Raw genomic sequence first — 15,133 nt, 5'->3', positions numbered from 1 at the left:
GGTGGTTGCTGAGCGGTCGGGCGCGCCCCGCTGAGCGGCGATGCGGAGCATCGCGCGGGGCGCGCCGACCGAGCTTGCGAGGGAGGACGGTGCGCGTCGGACGCGCACCGCGCCTCCCGACCGTGGTCGCGTCAGCGACTCACTTGCTCCACTTCCACTGGGCCGGGTGGAAGTTGGCGAGGGAGTCCTGGTCGAACCCGGTCAGGCCCTGCTTGACGACCGAGATCTGGTAGTCCGGGCTCGGCAGCCAGATGACGGGCAGGTCCTTCGCGACCGCGGCGCTGTAGTCCTGCACCTTGGTCGGGTCGGTCGAGGTGGTGGTCGCGTCGATCAGGGCGTCGACCTCCTTGTTCGAGTACGAGCCGAAGTTCGCCGAACCGCCGGTCTGGAAGAGCGACTCACCGGTCGGGTAGGCCGGGAAGTACCAGCTGCCCGCGGTGCCGAAGAACGAGAGGTCCCAGTCGCAGGACGCCTCGTCGCTCGTGCAGGTCGGGGTCTGCGACAGCACGCTCGAGACGGGCGCGGTCTTGATCGTGAAGCCGATGCCGGTCTTCGCCAGCGACGACTGGATCGCGCTCATCATGTTGTCGGTCACCGTGGAGCCGGACTGCGACAGCACCTGCATGGTGAACTCCGTGCCCTTCGCGACCCCCTCGCCGCACTGGTCCGCCGAGGTGCCCGGGTCCGTGCAGACCATGGTGTCGCCCTGCTTCGTCCAGCCGTGGCTGGTGAGCAGTTCCTTCGCCTTCGACGTGCTGAACGGGTACGGGTTGTCCTTCTGCACGTCGGAGACGAAGTCGGACTCCTGCGCCTGCGGGACGGGACCGTACGTGGCGGTGGCGGTGCCGTTGAAGACGACCTTCGACAGCGCGGTCTGGTCGATCGACATCTGCACGGCCTGGCGGGCGTACAGCTGCTTGAACACGGCACCCATGTCCGGGTTGTTGAAGTTGTACGGCATGTACGTGATCGCCCAGCCGGTCCACGGCTCGACCTCGTAGCCCTTCTGCGTGAAGGAGTCCTCCTGGTCCATGTCCGTGGCGTTGATGTACCCGTAGTCGACCTCACCCGAGCGGACGGCGTTCACCTCGGCGTCGGCGGTCGTGAACGGCAGCAGGTTGACGGTCGCGATCTGCGCCTCCTCACCGCCGTCGTACTTCGTGTTCGCCGTCAGGGTGACCTTGCCGGCAGTCGTGAACGCCGTGACGCCGTACGGGCCGGAGATGGTCTTCCACAGGTCGTCGGTCGCGTAGTCGGCGATCTTCCCCGCGGCGGTGTTGAGGTACTTCCAGACCTGCTTCGCGCCGTCCGTGGTCTCGTCGGCGTCGCTCACCGTCGCGGAGGCGCTCGTCTTGTCCCAGGCGTGCTGCGGCAGCGGGATGATGTGGCTCAGCTGGTTCGCGAGCATCCAGTCCGGGTTGTACGCCTTGTCGAAGGTGATCGTGAAGTGGGTGTCGTCGACGGCCTTGAAGGACGTCCAGTTGTCGGGCGCCTTGCCCTCGGAGTACGAGCCCCACTGGTCCTTGTTCGCCTTGACCAGGTTGAACCAGAACGCGACGTCACGGCTCGTGATCGGCTTGCCGTCCGACCAGTGCCGGTCGCCGAGCGTCATGGTCACGCTCGTGCCGTCCTTCGCGAAGTCGGCCGCCGTCGCGATCGAACCCGCCTTGTTCCAGGCGATCTTGCCGGTCGAGCCGTCGTAGGCGACGAGCGGTTCGTACAGCGACTGCGCGATCGAGCCGTTGTTGGTGTTGAGGTGGGCCGCGGTGCCGATCGGCAGGATCCAGTTCGGCGTGAAGTTGGCGGGGAGCGCGTAGTTGATCTCGTCGGATCCGGAACCGGTGGAGGCGTTGCCACCGCCGGAACATCCGGCGAGCAGGGCGCTCACGGCGATCGCGGCTCCGGTGAGGAGCGCCCAGCGACGGGGCTTGGACATGCGGTGTCTCCTTGTGCGTGGAACGTCGGGGAGGGTGGAGCACGGGTGCCGGCGGCACGGGGACAGTCAAGGACCAGGCGCGTTGGAAAAACAAACGTCTCCGTGTAAATAGTGTGTTTCTGCGATTTGCACGAAAGCCTCGCTGCGTACGGATCGCCGTATCGTCGCGGTGGACGGGACGCCGCCGACGCGTTCCGTCCGGATTGGAGAAAGTCGTGCCGGACCTCAGCGCGCGCGTCCTCGAGCTCGTCGCCACCGGGCAGGCGTCGAGCCGCACCGAGATCGCCGAGCTCCTCGCCGCCGCACCCTCGACGGTGTCGCACGTCGTCGGACAGCTGCTGCGACACGGACTGCTCGCCGAGGAGGGCACCGACGTCTCCACGGGCGGGCGTCCCCGCAAGGTGCTCCGCATCGGCGGTGCCGACGAGTACGCGGTCGCCGCGGACGTCGGCGGTGAGCACGTGCGGATCGGTGTGGTGCTGCCGGGAGGCGCGCTCGAGTCGGTCGCGACGGTCCCGTTCGCGCTCGCCGACGGGCCGACCGCCGGGCTCGCCCGCCTGGCCGGCCTGCTCGAGCGGCTCGCGGACGACCGGGGCCGCGACGGACTGCGCGGCGTCGGGGTCAGCCTCCCCGGCCCGGTGGACGTCGAGGCGGGGGTCGTCGACCTGCCGAGCCGGATGCCCGGCTGGAACGGGTTCCCCGTGGTCGACTGGCTCTCCGCGCGCTTCGGGCTGGCCGCCGTCGTGGACAACGACGCGAACTGCATGGCCGCGGGCGAGCAGACGGTGCGCGATCCGTCGCGTCGGCAGACCATCACGATCAAGGCCGGGTCGGCGATCGGTGCGGGCATCGTCCTCGACGGCCGGCTCTACCGCGGCTCGACCGGCTCCGCGGGCGACATCACGCACGTCCGGATCGACGCCGCCGGCGACACCCCGTGCTCGTGCGGCAACACCGGCTGCCTGGAGACCGTCGCGTCCGGCGCCGCCCTCGTGCGGATCCTGTCGTCCGCCGGGGTCGACGTGGCCTCGACCGCGGACGTCGTCCGACTCGCCTCGGACGCCCACCCGGAGACGACCCGCGCCGTGCGGGTGGCCGGTCGGTACCTCGGCGAGGTCCTCGCCGCGAACGTCAACTTCTTCAACCCGGACGCCGTCTACCTCGGCGGGATCCTCTCCACGCTCGACCCGTTCATCGCCGCCGTGCGGAGCCAGCTGTACGAGAGCTGCCACCCGCTGATGACGCAGCACCTCGCGATCGAACCGGTGTCGCTCGGCGCCGATGCCGGGCTCGTCGGTGCGGGGCAGTTCGCCCTGCAGCGCGGGCTCGCGGCATCGCTCGAGGCACTGTCCACCCCCATCCCGCAGTCCGCCACCAGGAACAGGAGCACCCGTGTCTGAGACCCCCGCCCGCCGCCGCCCGGTGATCGCGATCGCCGGACTCGCGATCGAGACGTCGACCTTCACGCCGACCCGGACGACGGCGCCCGCGTTCCACCCCGACCGCGGCGACGAGGTCGTGACCCGGTACCCGTTCCTGGCGTCGTACGCCGACGCGGCTGAGTTCCGCGGGGCGCTCATCGGTCACGCGCTGCCCGGCGGGGTCGTCGCCCGGCCGGCGTACGAGGAGCTCGCCGACGAGATCGTCGCGCGCCTGACCGACATCGGCCCCGTGGACGGGCTCTGGTACGACATCCACGGCGCGATGGTGGTCGAGGGGCTCGACGACGCCGAGACCGACCTGCTCGGTCGCATCCGCGCGGTCGTCGGACCGGACGTGGTCGTGTCGGCGTCGATGGACCTGCACGGCAACGTCACGCGGGAGCTCGCGCACCAGGTCGACCTCGTCACCTGTTACCGGATGGCCCCGCACGAGGACGCCCTCGAGACGAAGGAGCGCGCGGTCCGGAACCTCGTCGACGTGCTCACCACGAGGCCGGTCGGAGCACAGCGGCCGGTGAAGGCGTGGATCCCGATCCCGGTGCTGCTGCCGGGCGAGCAGACCTCCACCCGCATCGAGCCCGCGGCGTCGATCTACGCGCAGGTGCCGGAGGTCGAGCAGGAGGACGGCGTCCTCGACGCCGCGATCTGGGTCGGGTACGCCTGGGCCGACCAGCCCCGCGACCGTGCCGTCACCGTCGTCACCGGCTGGGACCGCGACGTCGTGGCCGCCGGCGCCGAGCGCCTGGCGCGGGCCTTCTGGGACGCCCGCGAGGACTTCGCGTTCGTGGCACCGACGGGCTCGTTCGACGAGTGCCTCGCCGCCGCGCTCGCGCCCGGTGCCGCCCGTCCGTTCTTCGTGTCGGACTCGGGGGACAACCCCACTGCCGGCGGTTCCGGCGACATGACGTGGGGGCTCACACAGGTGCTCGCGCAACCGGCGTTCGCGACCCCGGACGGACCGACCGTGATCTACGCGAGCGTCCCCGGGCCGGCTGCCGTCGAGGCCGCGGTGGCGGCGGGAGTCGGAGCGACCGTCACCGTCACCGCGGGAGCCGAGGTCGACGACGTGCACGCGGGGCCGATCACCATGACGGGACGGGTGCACGCGGTCAAGCACGGCGACCGTGACGCCGAGACCGAGGTGGTGCTGCAGGTCGGCAGCGTCTTCGCGATCCTGACGAGGCTCCGCAAGCCGTACCACCACGAGCACGACTTCACCGACCTCGACCTCGACCCGCGCGGGGCCGACGTCGTCGTCGTGAAGATCGGGTACCTCGAGCCGGAGCTGTTCGACATGGCTGCTGACTGGATGCTCGCGCTCACCCCGGGTGGGGTCGACCAGGACCTGCTCCGCCTCGGTCACCACCGGATCGAGCGACCGGTGTTCCCCTACGATCGGGAGTTCGCGACGCCGCCGGACCTGTCCGCGCGCATCGTCCCGCCGTCGAACGAACCCCTCGGAGCCACCGCGTGAACCCAGCCCCCTCGTCCACCGTCGCACTCGAGATCGCCGTGACCTCGCCCGCGGGAGCGCTCGTCGCCCGGGACGGCGGCGCCGACCGCGTCGAGCTGTGCGTCGGGCTGGAACTGGGCGGACTGACGCCGTCGCAGGCCCTGGTCGAGGCGACGCACGAGACCGGGATCCCGGCGCACGCCCTGGTGCGGTGCCGGCCCGGGGCCTTCGTGTACGACGACGACGAGCTCGCCCTGATGGAGCGGGAGGTCCGGACGGTGCTGCGGTCCGGGGCCGCGGGGGTGGTGGTCGGGGCCCTGCGCGCGGACCGGACCCTCGACGAGGACGCCCTCCGTCGCTTCGTGGACGCCGCTCGCGCCGTCTCCGCCCGTGCCGAGGTCACGCTGCACCGGGCGGTCGACCACGCCGCGGACCCGGTCGCGACGGCCGGTCGGCTGGCGGACCTCGGTCTGACCCGCGTCCTGACCTCGGGCGGCGCGCCGAGTGCTCCGGCTGGTGCGGCGACGATCGCCCGGATGGTCGACGCGGCCGGTCCGGTGCAGGTGATGGCGGGAGCAGGGGTGCGCCCGGGCGACGTCCCGGCACTGGTCGGGGCCGGGGTCGCCGCCGTGCACCTGTCCGCCAAGCGGTCGGCGGGGACCGGGCACGCGGGGGTCCCGATGGGCGCCGGGGACCGCGGCGACGCACACTCGGTGACGGACGCCACGGTGGTCGCGGCGGCGCGCGCCGCGCTCGACGGCACCGCCTGATCCGTGTGCCGTCGGCGTCCGCCGGTCACCGTAGAGTGACCGGACACATGGACGCAGCCCAGCCCAGCGGTGACCACGAACCCGCGGACGTGCACCGCCGCCTCGCCGCGGGATCGGACCTGCACTCCGCGACCGACTTCTACGCGCAGTTGCACAACGCCCACCGGGTCGAACTCGCACCGGTGCGCGACCGCGACTTCGGCTTCCGCATGCGCTCGGTCGCCGACCGCCGCTTCTCGCTCCGGAGCTCGACGGTCACGGGGCAGCGCTGGGGGCGGATCGAGCCCGTCGGGCGCTACCTGGTCACCTGGGCGCAGCACGGCAACGCGGTCATGGACGCCGGGACGCCGGACGAGCACGTGCTCGTCCCGGGCGTCCCCGCCACGTACCCGGTGGGGCGTCCGTTCACGATCGAGGCGGCGGCCGGGGTCGTCATGCACGCCGTCGACGTGGAGGCCGCGTACCTCGAGCAGCTGCACGTCGCCCGCGGTGGCAGCCCCGGCGCACTCACCCTCACCCGGCGCCCGGACCCGGTCGCGCTCGCCCGGCTGCAGGAGCGCCTGGCGGTCGCCGCGCCGGAACTGCTCGAGCCGGCGACGCCCGGCCCGCGCCGCAGCACGCTGGTCGGGTCGATCAGTCGTCTGCTCCTGGACGCCTTCGCCCTCGAGGAGCCGGGCCGGAACGTGCATCAGCCACGGGCCGTCGGTCGCGCTCGTGACTTCATCGTCGACCACTGCGCCGAGCCCCTGAGCGTGCACGACATCGCGGCCGCAGCGCAGCTCAGCGAGCGCGGCCTCCAGCAGGCCTTCACCCGCGCGGGACTGTCGTCACCGATGGTCGAGCTCCGGAACGCCCGCCTGCAGCAGGTGCGGGTCGCCCTGCGGGAGGGGGAACCATCGACGACCTCGGTCGCCGAGGTCGCGCGCGCGTGGAGCTTCGGGCACCTCGGCCGCTTCGCCGGGTACTACGCGGAGCAGTTCGGCGAACGCCCGAGCGACACCCTGCGCGGCTGACGCCGAGCGCCGGGCCCCGTCCGCCGTCCGCATCAGCCGAGCGCGACCACCCGGTCGGCAGCGGCGATCGCGACGGGGTCGTGTGCGGCGTGCACGACGACGACCCCCGTGGCTGCCTCGTCGGCGAGCGCACGGGTCACGAGCGCCGCCGACGCGGCGTCGACGCCGGCGGTCGGCTCGTCGACGAGCAGGACGGGAGCGCGCTGCGCCAACCCGAGTGCGACGAGCGTGCGCTGCCGCTGTCCGCCGGACAGCTCGTCGAGCGGCCGGTCGGCGAGGTCCGTGATCCCCATCCGCTCCAGCTGCGCGTCGACGACCGCGTGATCGGTCCGACCGAGCGGGCGCCACCAGGCCCGTGCCCGCCACCGACCCATCGCGACGGTCGAGCGCACGGTGAGCGGGAGCGCGGTCGGCGGCACGGCCTGGGTCACGTACGCGACACCGCCGGACGGGAGGCCCGACACGACTCCGTCGTCGACCGTCACCACCCCGGCGAGCGCGTCGAGCAGCGTCGACTTGCCGGACCCGTTGGGCCCGGTCAGCGCCGTGACCACCCCGGCGGGGAAGGTCATGTCGAGCCGGTCGAGCACGGTCCGGTCGCCGCGTCGGACGACCAGTCCGGTGACCCCGAGGGCAGGCGTGACGGCGGTGGTGAGCACCTGAGGAGGCTATCAGTATCGATACTCGTTTTCATGTAGCGTCTCGGACCGTGACCTGGCTGACCGATCCGTTCTCCGTCGACTTCATGCTGCGCGCCCTCGCCGGCGGCACCCTGGCGGCGGTCCTGTGCGCGGTCGTCGGCACGTGGGTGCTCGTGCGGGGCATGGCGTTCCTCGGCGAGGCCCTGGCGCACGGCATGCTCCCCGGCGTCGCGGTCGCCACCCTGACCGGCGCCCCCGCGGTGCTCGGTGCCGCGGTGAGCGCCGGCGTGATGGTGTTCGGCGTCGGTGCACTCCGTCGCCGCGCCCGGCTGTCGTACGACACCTCGATCGGGCTGCTGTTCGTCGGGATGCTCGCACTCGGCGTGATCATCGTGTCGTCGTCGCGCTCCTTCGCCACCGACGTCACGGCGATCCTGTTCGGGGACGTGCTCGCCGTGACCCGGACGGACCTGGGCGGCCTCGTGGTGGCGGTCGCCGTCGCGCTCGTGCTCGCCGCCGTGTTCCACCGGCCCTTCACCGCCGCGGCGTTCGACGTCCGCAAGGCCGCGACCCTCGGGCTCCGTCCCCGTCTGGCCGAGGTGGTGCTCGTCGGCCTGGTCACCCTCGCGGTCGTCGCGTCCTACCGGGCCGTCGGCACCCTGCTCGTCGTCGGGCTCCTGCTCGCCCCGGCGGCTGCCGCCCGCGCATGGACGCGGCAGGTGGGGTCGACGATGCTCCTCGCCGCGGTGATCGGCACGGCCGCCGTGGCCACGGGCCTGCTCGTGTCCTGGCACCTCGGCACCGCCGCCGGGGCGAGCATCGCGGCCGTCGCCGTCGCCTCCGTCGCCGTCTCCCGCACGCTCGCCACCCTGCGACCGCGGAGCGCGGACCCCCGCCGGGTCACACCAGCACGCCGACACGCACCAACAGCACCAGCACCAGCACCAGCACCACGAGAGGGAGCATGAACCAGCTGACGAACCGAGGCGCCCCGGCGCGCCTCCTCACCACCACCGCAGTCGCCGTCGGCCTGGCCGTCGGCCTCACCGCCTGCTCGAGCGACCGGTCCGGCGGGCCGGCGGCCGACGATGCGACCGGCACCGCGGCGCCCCACGGCCACGTCGAGGGCGCGAGCGAGGCGCAGGAGCCGCAGGTGCGCCTCCTGGCCGTGTCCGCGAGCGGGGCGACGAGCGTGCACGACCTGCTCACCGGGGAGACCACCGCCCTCGACGAGGTCGACGCGCCCGAGCACTCCGCCACCGACGGACGCTTCCTCGTCACCAGCATGGACGACCGGACCACGATCGTCGACGGCGGCTCGTGGACGGTCGACCACGGCGACCACACGCACTACTACGCGGCCCAGCCGCGGGTCGTCGACACGATCGACGGCGGTGGCCCGGTCGAGGTGCACTCCTCGGAGACGATGACCACCATCACCTGGCCCGAGCGCGGCGAGGCGGTCGTCCTCGACCGCGCGGCGCTCGGCCAGGGCGAGGTCGAGGAGACCGCACGGGTCGACGCGACCGTCCTGCTGCCGTTCGGTGAGCGCCTCGTCGCCGGCAGCGGGGACACCGTGCGCGTGCTCGACGCGGACGGCACGGCCAGCAGCCCGGGCACCGACTCGGACCCGGCGCAGGCGTGCACGGACCCCGCCGGCGGCATCGTGACGCGCGCCGGGGCGGTGGTCGGCTGCGCGGACGGCGCCGTCGTCGTCGGCGAGGACGGCGGGGTCACCGCCGTGGCGCTCCCGGCCGGCGCGGAGCGACCGACGGCGTTCTCGGCCCGCTCCGGGCGACCGACCGTGGCCGGGCTCGCGGGCGACCGCGGCGCCTGGCTGCTCGACACCCGCGAGGGGTCCTGGCGCCTGGTCGAGACCGACCGACCGCTGCGTGCGGTGACGGCGGTGGACGACGAGGACGAGCACGTCGTCGGCATCGACGAACAGGGCCGCGTCGTGGTGGTGACCGCGTCGACCGGTGCGGTCGCCACCACGGAGCCGCTGCTCGACCCCGCCGAGCAGCCGCTGCTGCAGCTCGACGCCCAGCGCGCCTACGTCGCCGATGCCTCCGGCGAGCAGGTGCACGAGGTCGACTTCGCCGACGGCGCACGGGTCGCCCGCTCGATCGACCTGCCGGAGGCACCCGTGGCCTTCGCCGAGGTCGGGCTGTGACGCGCCGCCTCCGGGTCGCGGCCGCACTGGCCGTGGCCGCCGGACTCGTCGTGACGACCGCAGGCTGCTCGTCGGCCGGGTCCGACCGCCCCATCGTCGCGGTCACGACGAACATCCTCGGCGACGTCGTGACCGAGGTCGTCGGGGACGCCGCCGACGTGATGGTGCTCATGCCCCCGGGGGCCGACCCGCACTCGTTCGAGGTCTCCGCGCAGGAGGCCGCCCGGCTCCGGACCGCCGACCTGGTCGTCGAGAACGGCCTGGGACTCGAGGAGGGGGTCGCCCGACACGTCGAGGCCGCCGCGTCCGACGGCGTCCCGGTGTTCACGGCGGGCGAGCACGTCGACGCCCTCGAGTGGACCACCGAGGACGACAGCGGCCCCGATCCGCACCTGTGGACCGACCCCGCGCGGATGGTCGACGTCGTCGAGGCGCTCGACGACGACCTGCGCGACGCGGGCATCGAGCCGACCGGCACGGAGGCGTACCTGACCGAGCTGGCGACGCTGGACGACGAGATGACCGACGCGTTCGCGGGCATCCCGGAGGACCGCAGGGCCCTCGTCACGAACCACCACGTGTTCGGGTACCTGGCCGACCGGTACGGCTTCCGCGTCGTCGGCGCCGTGATCCCGAGCGGCACGACCCTGGCGTCGCCGAGCGCCGCGGACCTGCGCGACCTGGCGTCCGCGATCGACGAGGCCGGGGTGCCGACGATCTTCGCCGACCTGTCGCAGCCCGCCCGACTGGCCGAGGTGCTCGCCGACGAGGTGGACGTGCACGTCGCGATCCGCTCCCTCGCCACCGAGTCACTGACCGCCGACGGCGAGGCATCGACCTACCTCGGGATGATGCGCTCGAACGCGGACGCCATCGTCGACGGCCTGTCGATTTCCTGATGAGAATGAGAATCAGTACAGTGAGCGCCATGACAACTCTGCGCACCACGCTCGCGCCCGCCGCCCTGCTCGGCGCGGCCGCCCTGGTCCTGACCGGCTGCTCGACCGGCCCGGCCGCCGAGGCCGAGGGCACCCCGACCACGAAGGCCGCTGCCGACGGCGACCGCATCGTCCTGACCTACGACGGCGGGCTGCTCACCCTCGACCAGGACCTGCAGGTCGTCGCCGACGACGCGATCGAGGGCTTCACCCGGGTCAACCCCGCCGGCGACGGGCGACACGTGCTCGTCACCGCCCCCGAGGGCTTCCGGGTCCTCGACACGGCTGCCGACCCGGCCCTGACCGATGCCGTCTTCCCGGCGGACACCGGCGGCCACGCGGTCGTGCACGGCGAGAAGACCGCACTGTTCGCGGACGGTTCCGGCGACGTGACCGTGTTCGACCACGACGAGCTCGACGGTGACCGCCTGCCCGAGGTCGAGACCACCGAGTCCGAGGCTGCACACCACGGCGTCGCCATCGTGCTCGAGGACGGGACGCTCCTCACCACCATCGGCACCGAGGAGGAGCGCACCGGCGTCCGCGCCCTGGACGAGGACGGCAAGGAGCTCACGCGCTCCGAGGAGTGCCCGAACGTGCACGGCGAGGGAGCGGTGCAGGACGAGGTCGCGGTGTTCGGCTGCACCGACGGCGCACTCGTGTACCGGGACGGTGCGTTCTCGAAGATCGACGCCCCGACCGAGTACGGACGCACGGGCAACCTCTTCACCACCGAGACGAGCTCGATCGCGGTCGGCGACTACAACGACGACCCGGACAGCGAGGGCTACCTGCTCGACCAGGTCGCGCTCATCGACGCGGCGTCCGGCGAGTACCGCGTGGCGGACATGCCGGAGGGCGTCGGCTTCACCTTCCGCGACATCGCACGCGGCCCGGACGACGAAGCCGTCGTCCTCGGCTCGGACGGCGCGCTGCACACCTTCGACGAGCAGACCGGCGGGGCCCTCGACTCCTTCCCCGTGATCGACGCGTGGGAGGGCCCGGCCGAGTGGCAGGACGCCCACCCCGCACTGAAGGTCGTCGGCGACGTCGCGTACGTCACCGACCCCGCCGAGCAGCAGCTCCACGCAGTGGACCTGACCACCGGGAAGGTCCTCGCGTCCAGCGACGAGCTGCCCGGCGTGCCCAACGAGATCGCGGTTGCGTAGCGGACCGGAGCGTCGACGGACGGGAGGCGCGGTGCCGGCTGGCACCGCGCCTCCCGTCCGTCACGTGGTCCCGATGCGCTCCGGTCGCGTCGCGTCGCCTCACCGAGCCGGCCTCGGTGGTCGCGGATGCGGTGCTCGCCCTGGTCGACGGACTCGGCCGGGGGCTGGCAGTACCGGCGGCGGACGGCGGGCCGGTGGGACGGCGGGCCGGTGGGACGGCGGGACCGGCGCGCTGGCGGGACCCCGGGATCGCGGCCGGTAGCCCGTGACGGACGGGTCCGCGGCCTGGACGTCGATGGTTCGACCGGTCAGCGGCGGCATCACCACAGGACCTGCCGCGGTGACCGTCGACCTCGCGCGGTCCTTCAATCGTATGACCATTGAAGGGCCGCTGAGTGCGATCTCCTCCACCGCGTGGGCGCTGCGCTGCGACCCACCGCTGTCGACCGTCCGGCAGCCCGCACGCACGCTCGGCGAGCCCGCGGCGCAGCAGGTCCTCGCGCACATCGCGGGCGACGACGAGGAGCCGCGCGGCCTGGTCCTGCCGACGGAGGTCGTCCGGCGCGGCAGTGCCTGACCCGCACCGCACCCCGCAGCGCAGTCAGCGCCAGGTTCGCGCGACCACCCAGCCGTCACCCTCGGGCACGATGTCGACGACGACCGCGTCCCCCTCGGCACTCACCTGGAACCGCCACCCCACCGTGCGCTCCGGCGCGTGCGTCATCGCCGACGGCAGGAACTCGGCCGTCGCCGTCAGCCGCGTCGGGCTGTCGCTCACCCGCCAGCGTCGGTCGCGCCACACCATCCGGTCCGGCACTCCGCGCTCCCACCACACCGTGGCGACCTCGTGCGTCAACATCATCCCGACCTCCCGATTCGAACGTGTGTTCGAATGCTAGACCACCGTCCCGACGCCCGCGAGACCCCTCGGCGCGGCGTCGGTCTGCGGACAGCGCCGTGCCCGTCACCAGCTGTCGTCGTGGTCCGCGGCGCAGGATGGACGCTCGGGAACACAGGACCCGGGCCGCCGGTTGCACCGTCTGATGCCGCAGCCAGCGGCGCCACGACCCCCAGGAGGACACATGACCACGACCGAGACCGCCATCCTCGCCGGCGGGTGCTTCTGGGGAGCCCAGCAGCTCCTGCGCCGCCGCCCGGGCGTGATCAGCACGCGCGTCGGCTACTCCGGCGGCGACACCCCGAACGCCACCTACCGGAACCACGGCGACCACGCCGAGGCCGTCGAGATCGTCTTCGACCCGTCGCAGATCTCGTACCGCGACCTGCTCGAGTTCTTCTTCCAGATCCACGACCCGTCCACGAAGGACCGGCAGGGCAACGACGTCGGACGCAGCTACCGCTCGGCGATCTTCTTCACGAACGACGAGCAGCGCCAGGTCGCCCTCGACACCATCGCCGACGTCGACGCCTCGGGCATCTGGCCGGGCAAGGTCGTCACCGAGGTCGAGCCCGCCGGTGACTTCTGGGAGGCCGAGGAGGAGCACCAGGACTACCTGGAGAAGTACCCCGCCGGGTACACGTGCCACTTCGTGCGCCCGGGCTGGAAGCTCCCGCACCGCGACGAGGCGACCGCCACGGTCTGACCCGGACGTCGCGTCACGACGCGACCACCGACGGACGGGAGGCGCGGTGCCAGCTGGCACCGCGCCTCCCGTCTGTCCGTCCGTCCGGTTGTCCGGCGGTCGTCAGCCCCGCGGCACCAGCGCGTCGATCGCCGCGAGCTCGTCGTCGCTGAGCGGCGCCCCGGCGAGCGCGTCGAGCGTCCCGTCGAGCTGCCGCACGCTCGACGCCCCGACGAGCGCCGAGGTGACGGCCGGCTGCCGGAGCACCCACGTGATCGCCAGCTGCGCGAGCGACTGCCCGCGCGCGACCGCGATGTCGTTCAGTGCCCGCGCCGTCGTGAGGTAGTCGTCGTCGATCCGGTCCGCGCCGAACCAGCGCCCCTCGGCGGCACGCGACCCGACCGGCACCGACCCGTCCAGGTACCGGTCGGTCAGCAGGCCGCCGGCCAGCGGCGAGAACACGATCGCGCCGGTCCCCTGCCGCTCGAGCTCGTCGAACAGCCCGGCCTCGGGTGTGCGGTCGAACATGCTGTACCGCGGCTGGTGGATGAGGAGCGGGACACCCTCGGCGGCGAGCACCTCGGCCGCGGCCGCGGTCTGCGCGGGCGAGTAGTTCGAGATGCCCGCGTACAGCGCCCGGCCCGAACGGACCGCGGTCACCAGGGCGCCCATCGTCTCCTCGATCGGCGTCTCCGGGTCGGGGCGGTGCGAGTAGAAGACGTCGACGTACTCGAGCCCGAGCCGGGCGAGCGACTGGTCGAGCGACGCGAGCAGGTACTTGCGGGAGCCCCAGTTGCCGTACGGGCCGGCCCACATGTCGTACCCGGCCTTGGTCGAGACGACGATCTCGTCGCGGTACGGCCGCAGGTCCGCCTCGAGGATGCGGCCGAACTGCTCCTCGGCAGCACCGTACGGCGGACCGTAGTTGTTCGCGAGGTCGAAGTGCGTCACCCCGCGGTCGAACGCGTGCAGCACGATGTCGCGCTGCGTGGCGAGGGGACGGTCGTGGCCGAAGTTGTTCCAGAGCCCGAGCGAGATGCGGGGCAGCAGCAAGCCGCTCCTCCCGACGCGTTCGTAGGGCGTCTGCTCGTAGCGGTCGTCGGCGGCGCGGTACTGCGATGGCATCGTTGCTCGATCCAGGTGGGAGGACGTCGGACGTGACGACCGTACTGGGTCGGGACGCCCGACCCCACGCTGGACCGACGACCAGGACGGCGGGGGCAGCGTCGGGGCCACGACGCGAGGAGGACGACGATGGCGATCACACCCGGCGTGCCGGACCGGAAGGCCGGCGTCACCCCGCCGGGCGAGGGCGGTGGCTTCACGCTGGCCCTCCTCGACCGCGGCGCCGCCGCGCTCCAGCAGCACGCACCGCTGAAGGGCTTCGACGTGTACGTGGTCGGCTTCCACTGCGTCAAGGGCGAGCCCGACCTGCAGATGGAGGCGCACCACTACTGCAAGGTCGTGAACGGCGAGGTGCTGCAGTGCGTGCTGTTCGACGGCAACACGGCGGACGCGAACCTGATCGGCATCGAGTACATCGTGTCCGAGCGGCTGTTCGACTCGCTGCCCGAGGACGAGCAGGCGTCGTGGCACCCGCACAACCACGAGGTGTTCTCCGGCGAGCTCGTCGCCCCCGGCCTGCCGATCGCCGTCGAGACCGAGCTGATGGGGCACCTCGTCAACTCGTACGGCAAGACCTGGCACACCTGGCACAGCACGCAGATGGGATCCCACCCGGCCGATCCCCTGCCGACGGGCGACCCGATGCTGATGTGGTCGTTCAACCGCGAGGGCGAGGTCGACAGCGCCCTGCAGCAGGACCGGAACCGCGTGATGGGCACCGACCCGGAGCCGCGGAAGGCATCGCGGGCGAAGCACCTGGACCGCGCGCACCCGCAGCGGGGCGTCCGCACGATGCGCGAGGACTTCACGGACACGACCCCGACGCCCGGCGTCGTGGACGCGGAGGACGGACGCCCGTGACGACCGGGGTACGCCGCCGAGGGCGGAGC

At 72.8% G+C, this 15,133-nt stretch carries 15 protein-coding genes; 11 read left to right on the top strand and 4 right to left on the bottom strand.

The genetic code is table 11. The features are described from left to right. Nucleotides 1–139: 139 nt before the first annotated feature. Nucleotides 140–1,936, bottom strand: a complete 1,797-nt coding sequence (locus QUG93_RS14235) for a peptide ABC transporter substrate-binding protein (RefSeq protein WP_289474861.1) — start codon at nt 1,934–1,936, stop codon at nt 140–142. A 215-nt stretch (nt 1,937–2,151) separates the two neighbouring features. Between QUG93_RS14235 and QUG93_RS14230 the strand changes: the two genes are divergently transcribed. From QUG93_RS14230 to QUG93_RS14215, 4 genes are read left to right on the top strand one after another with little or no spacing between them, the layout of a single operon-like run. After that, a complete protein-coding gene (locus QUG93_RS14230) occupies nt 2,152–3,336 on the top strand; it encodes an ROK family protein (protein WP_289474859.1) in 1,185 nt (394 codons plus the stop codon). Then, nucleotides 3,329–4,852 (top strand): M81 family metallopeptidase, encoded by a 1,524-nt coding sequence (locus tag QUG93_RS14225; protein ID WP_289474856.1) that lies wholly within the window; start codon nt 3,329–3,331, stop codon nt 4,850–4,852. The genes QUG93_RS14230 and QUG93_RS14225 overlap by 8 nt, the downstream gene beginning before the upstream one ends. Beyond that, nucleotides 4,849–5,601 carry a copper homeostasis protein CutC gene (locus tag QUG93_RS14220; protein ID WP_289474854.1) on the top strand — a complete coding sequence of 251 codons (753 nt, stop codon included), beginning with the start codon at nt 4,849–4,851 and terminating at the stop codon, nt 5,599–5,601. Before QUG93_RS14225 ends, QUG93_RS14220 begins: the two co-directional genes overlap by 4 nt. Before the next feature lie 47 nt (nt 5,602–5,648). After that, complete coding sequence (locus QUG93_RS14215) at nt 5,649–6,614, top strand: helix-turn-helix domain-containing protein (protein ID WP_289474853.1); 966 nt, start codon at nt 5,649–5,651, stop codon at nt 6,612–6,614. 32 nt (nt 6,615–6,646) lie between these two features. On the opposite strand, the gene QUG93_RS14210 is transcribed toward QUG93_RS14215, so the two are convergent. Continuing rightward, nucleotides 6,647–7,273 (bottom strand): metal ABC transporter ATP-binding protein, encoded by a 627-nt coding sequence (locus QUG93_RS14210; protein WP_289474850.1) that lies wholly within the window; start codon nt 7,271–7,273, stop codon nt 6,647–6,649. Between the two features lie 50 nt (nt 7,274–7,323). Here QUG93_RS14210 and aztB point away from each other — a divergent pair, with 50 nt between their 5' ends. The 5 genes from aztB to QUG93_RS14185 all read left to right on the top strand — a co-directional run bounded on the left by aztB (nt 7,324) and on the right by QUG93_RS14185 (nt 12,112). Further along, entirely contained in the window at nt 7,324–8,223 is a 900-nt protein-coding gene (gene aztB, locus QUG93_RS14205) for a zinc ABC transporter permease AztB (protein ID WP_289474848.1), read from the top strand. Then, nucleotides 8,220–9,428 (top strand): YncE family protein, encoded by a 1,209-nt coding sequence (locus QUG93_RS14200; protein WP_289474847.1) that lies wholly within the window; start codon nt 8,220–8,222, stop codon nt 9,426–9,428. Before aztB ends, QUG93_RS14200 begins: the two co-directional genes overlap by 4 nt. Further along, nucleotides 9,425–10,327: a metal ABC transporter substrate-binding protein gene (locus QUG93_RS14195; protein ID WP_289474846.1), complete on the top strand. Its 903-nt coding sequence runs from the start codon at nt 9,425–9,427 to the stop codon at nt 10,325–10,327. Before QUG93_RS14200 ends, QUG93_RS14195 begins: the two co-directional genes overlap by 4 nt. A 29-nt stretch (nt 10,328–10,356) precedes the next feature. Beyond that, complete coding sequence (locus QUG93_RS14190; RefSeq protein WP_289474845.1) at nt 10,357–11,535, top strand: hypothetical protein; 1,179 nt, start codon at nt 10,357–10,359, stop codon at nt 11,533–11,535. 295 nt (nt 11,536–11,830) lie between these two features. Beyond that, nucleotides 11,831–12,112, top strand: a complete 282-nt coding sequence (locus QUG93_RS14185) for a substrate-binding domain-containing protein (RefSeq protein ID WP_491700597.1) — start codon at nt 11,831–11,833, stop codon at nt 12,110–12,112. 24 nt (nt 12,113–12,136) lie between these two features. Here the strand turns inward: QUG93_RS14185 and QUG93_RS14180 are convergent, their stop codons facing one another. Beyond that, on the bottom strand, nt 12,137–12,397 hold the full coding sequence (locus QUG93_RS14180) for a hypothetical protein (RefSeq protein WP_066651540.1): 261 nt from the start codon (nt 12,395–12,397) through the stop codon (nt 12,137–12,139). A gap of 220 nt (nt 12,398–12,617) precedes the next feature. Between QUG93_RS14180 and msrA the strand changes: the two genes are divergently transcribed. After that, nucleotides 12,618–13,139, top strand: coding sequence for a peptide-methionine (S)-S-oxide reductase MsrA (msrA, locus tag QUG93_RS14175; RefSeq protein WP_289474840.1), 522 nt, complete (start codon nt 12,618–12,620; stop codon nt 13,137–13,139). 102 nt (nt 13,140–13,241) lie between these two features. Here msrA and QUG93_RS14170 read toward each other — a convergent pair whose 3' ends face one another. Beyond that, nucleotides 13,242–14,243, bottom strand: coding sequence for an aldo/keto reductase (locus tag QUG93_RS14170; protein WP_289474838.1), 1,002 nt, complete (start codon nt 14,241–14,243; stop codon nt 13,242–13,244). A gap of 129 nt (nt 14,244–14,372) precedes the next feature. Here QUG93_RS14170 and QUG93_RS14165 point away from each other — a divergent pair, with 129 nt between their 5' ends. Further along, a complete protein-coding gene (locus QUG93_RS14165; RefSeq protein WP_289474837.1) occupies nt 14,373–15,104 on the top strand; it encodes an OBAP family protein in 732 nt (243 codons plus the stop codon). The last annotated feature ends 29 nt before the right edge of the window (nt 15,105–15,133 follow it).

Source organism: Curtobacterium caseinilyticum, from assembly GCF_030363035.1.
GTDB lineage: Bacteria > Actinomycetota > Actinomycetes > Actinomycetales > Microbacteriaceae > Curtobacterium > Curtobacterium caseinilyticum.
This window is presented reverse-complemented; position numbering and strand designations above follow the sequence as displayed.

Coding starts and splice junctions, on each gene's coding strand:
- QUG93_RS14170 (WP_289474838.1), bottom strand. CDS start 14,243: ATGCCATCGCAGTACCGCGCCGCCGACGACCGCTACGAGCAGACGCCC.
- QUG93_RS14190 (WP_289474845.1), top strand. CDS start 10,357: ATGACAACTCTGCGCACCACGCTCGCGCCCGCCGCCCTGCTCGGCGCG.
- QUG93_RS14200 (WP_289474847.1), top strand. CDS start 8,220: ATGAACCAGCTGACGAACCGAGGCGCCCCGGCGCGCCTCCTCACCACC.
- QUG93_RS14165 (WP_289474837.1), top strand. CDS start 14,373: ATGGCGATCACACCCGGCGTGCCGGACCGGAAGGCCGGCGTCACCCCG.
- QUG93_RS14235 (WP_289474861.1), bottom strand. CDS start 1,936: ATGTCCAAGCCCCGTCGCTGGGCGCTCCTCACCGGAGCCGCGATCGCC.
- QUG93_RS14215 (WP_289474853.1), top strand. CDS start 5,649: ATGGACGCAGCCCAGCCCAGCGGTGACCACGAACCCGCGGACGTGCAC.
- QUG93_RS14185 (WP_491700597.1), top strand. CDS start 11,831: ATGGTTCGACCGGTCAGCGGCGGCATCACCACAGGACCTGCCGCGGTG.
- msrA (WP_289474840.1), top strand. CDS start 12,618: ATGACCACGACCGAGACCGCCATCCTCGCCGGCGGGTGCTTCTGGGGA.
- QUG93_RS14180 (WP_066651540.1), bottom strand. CDS start 12,397: ATGATGTTGACGCACGAGGTCGCCACGGTGTGGTGGGAGCGCGGAGTG.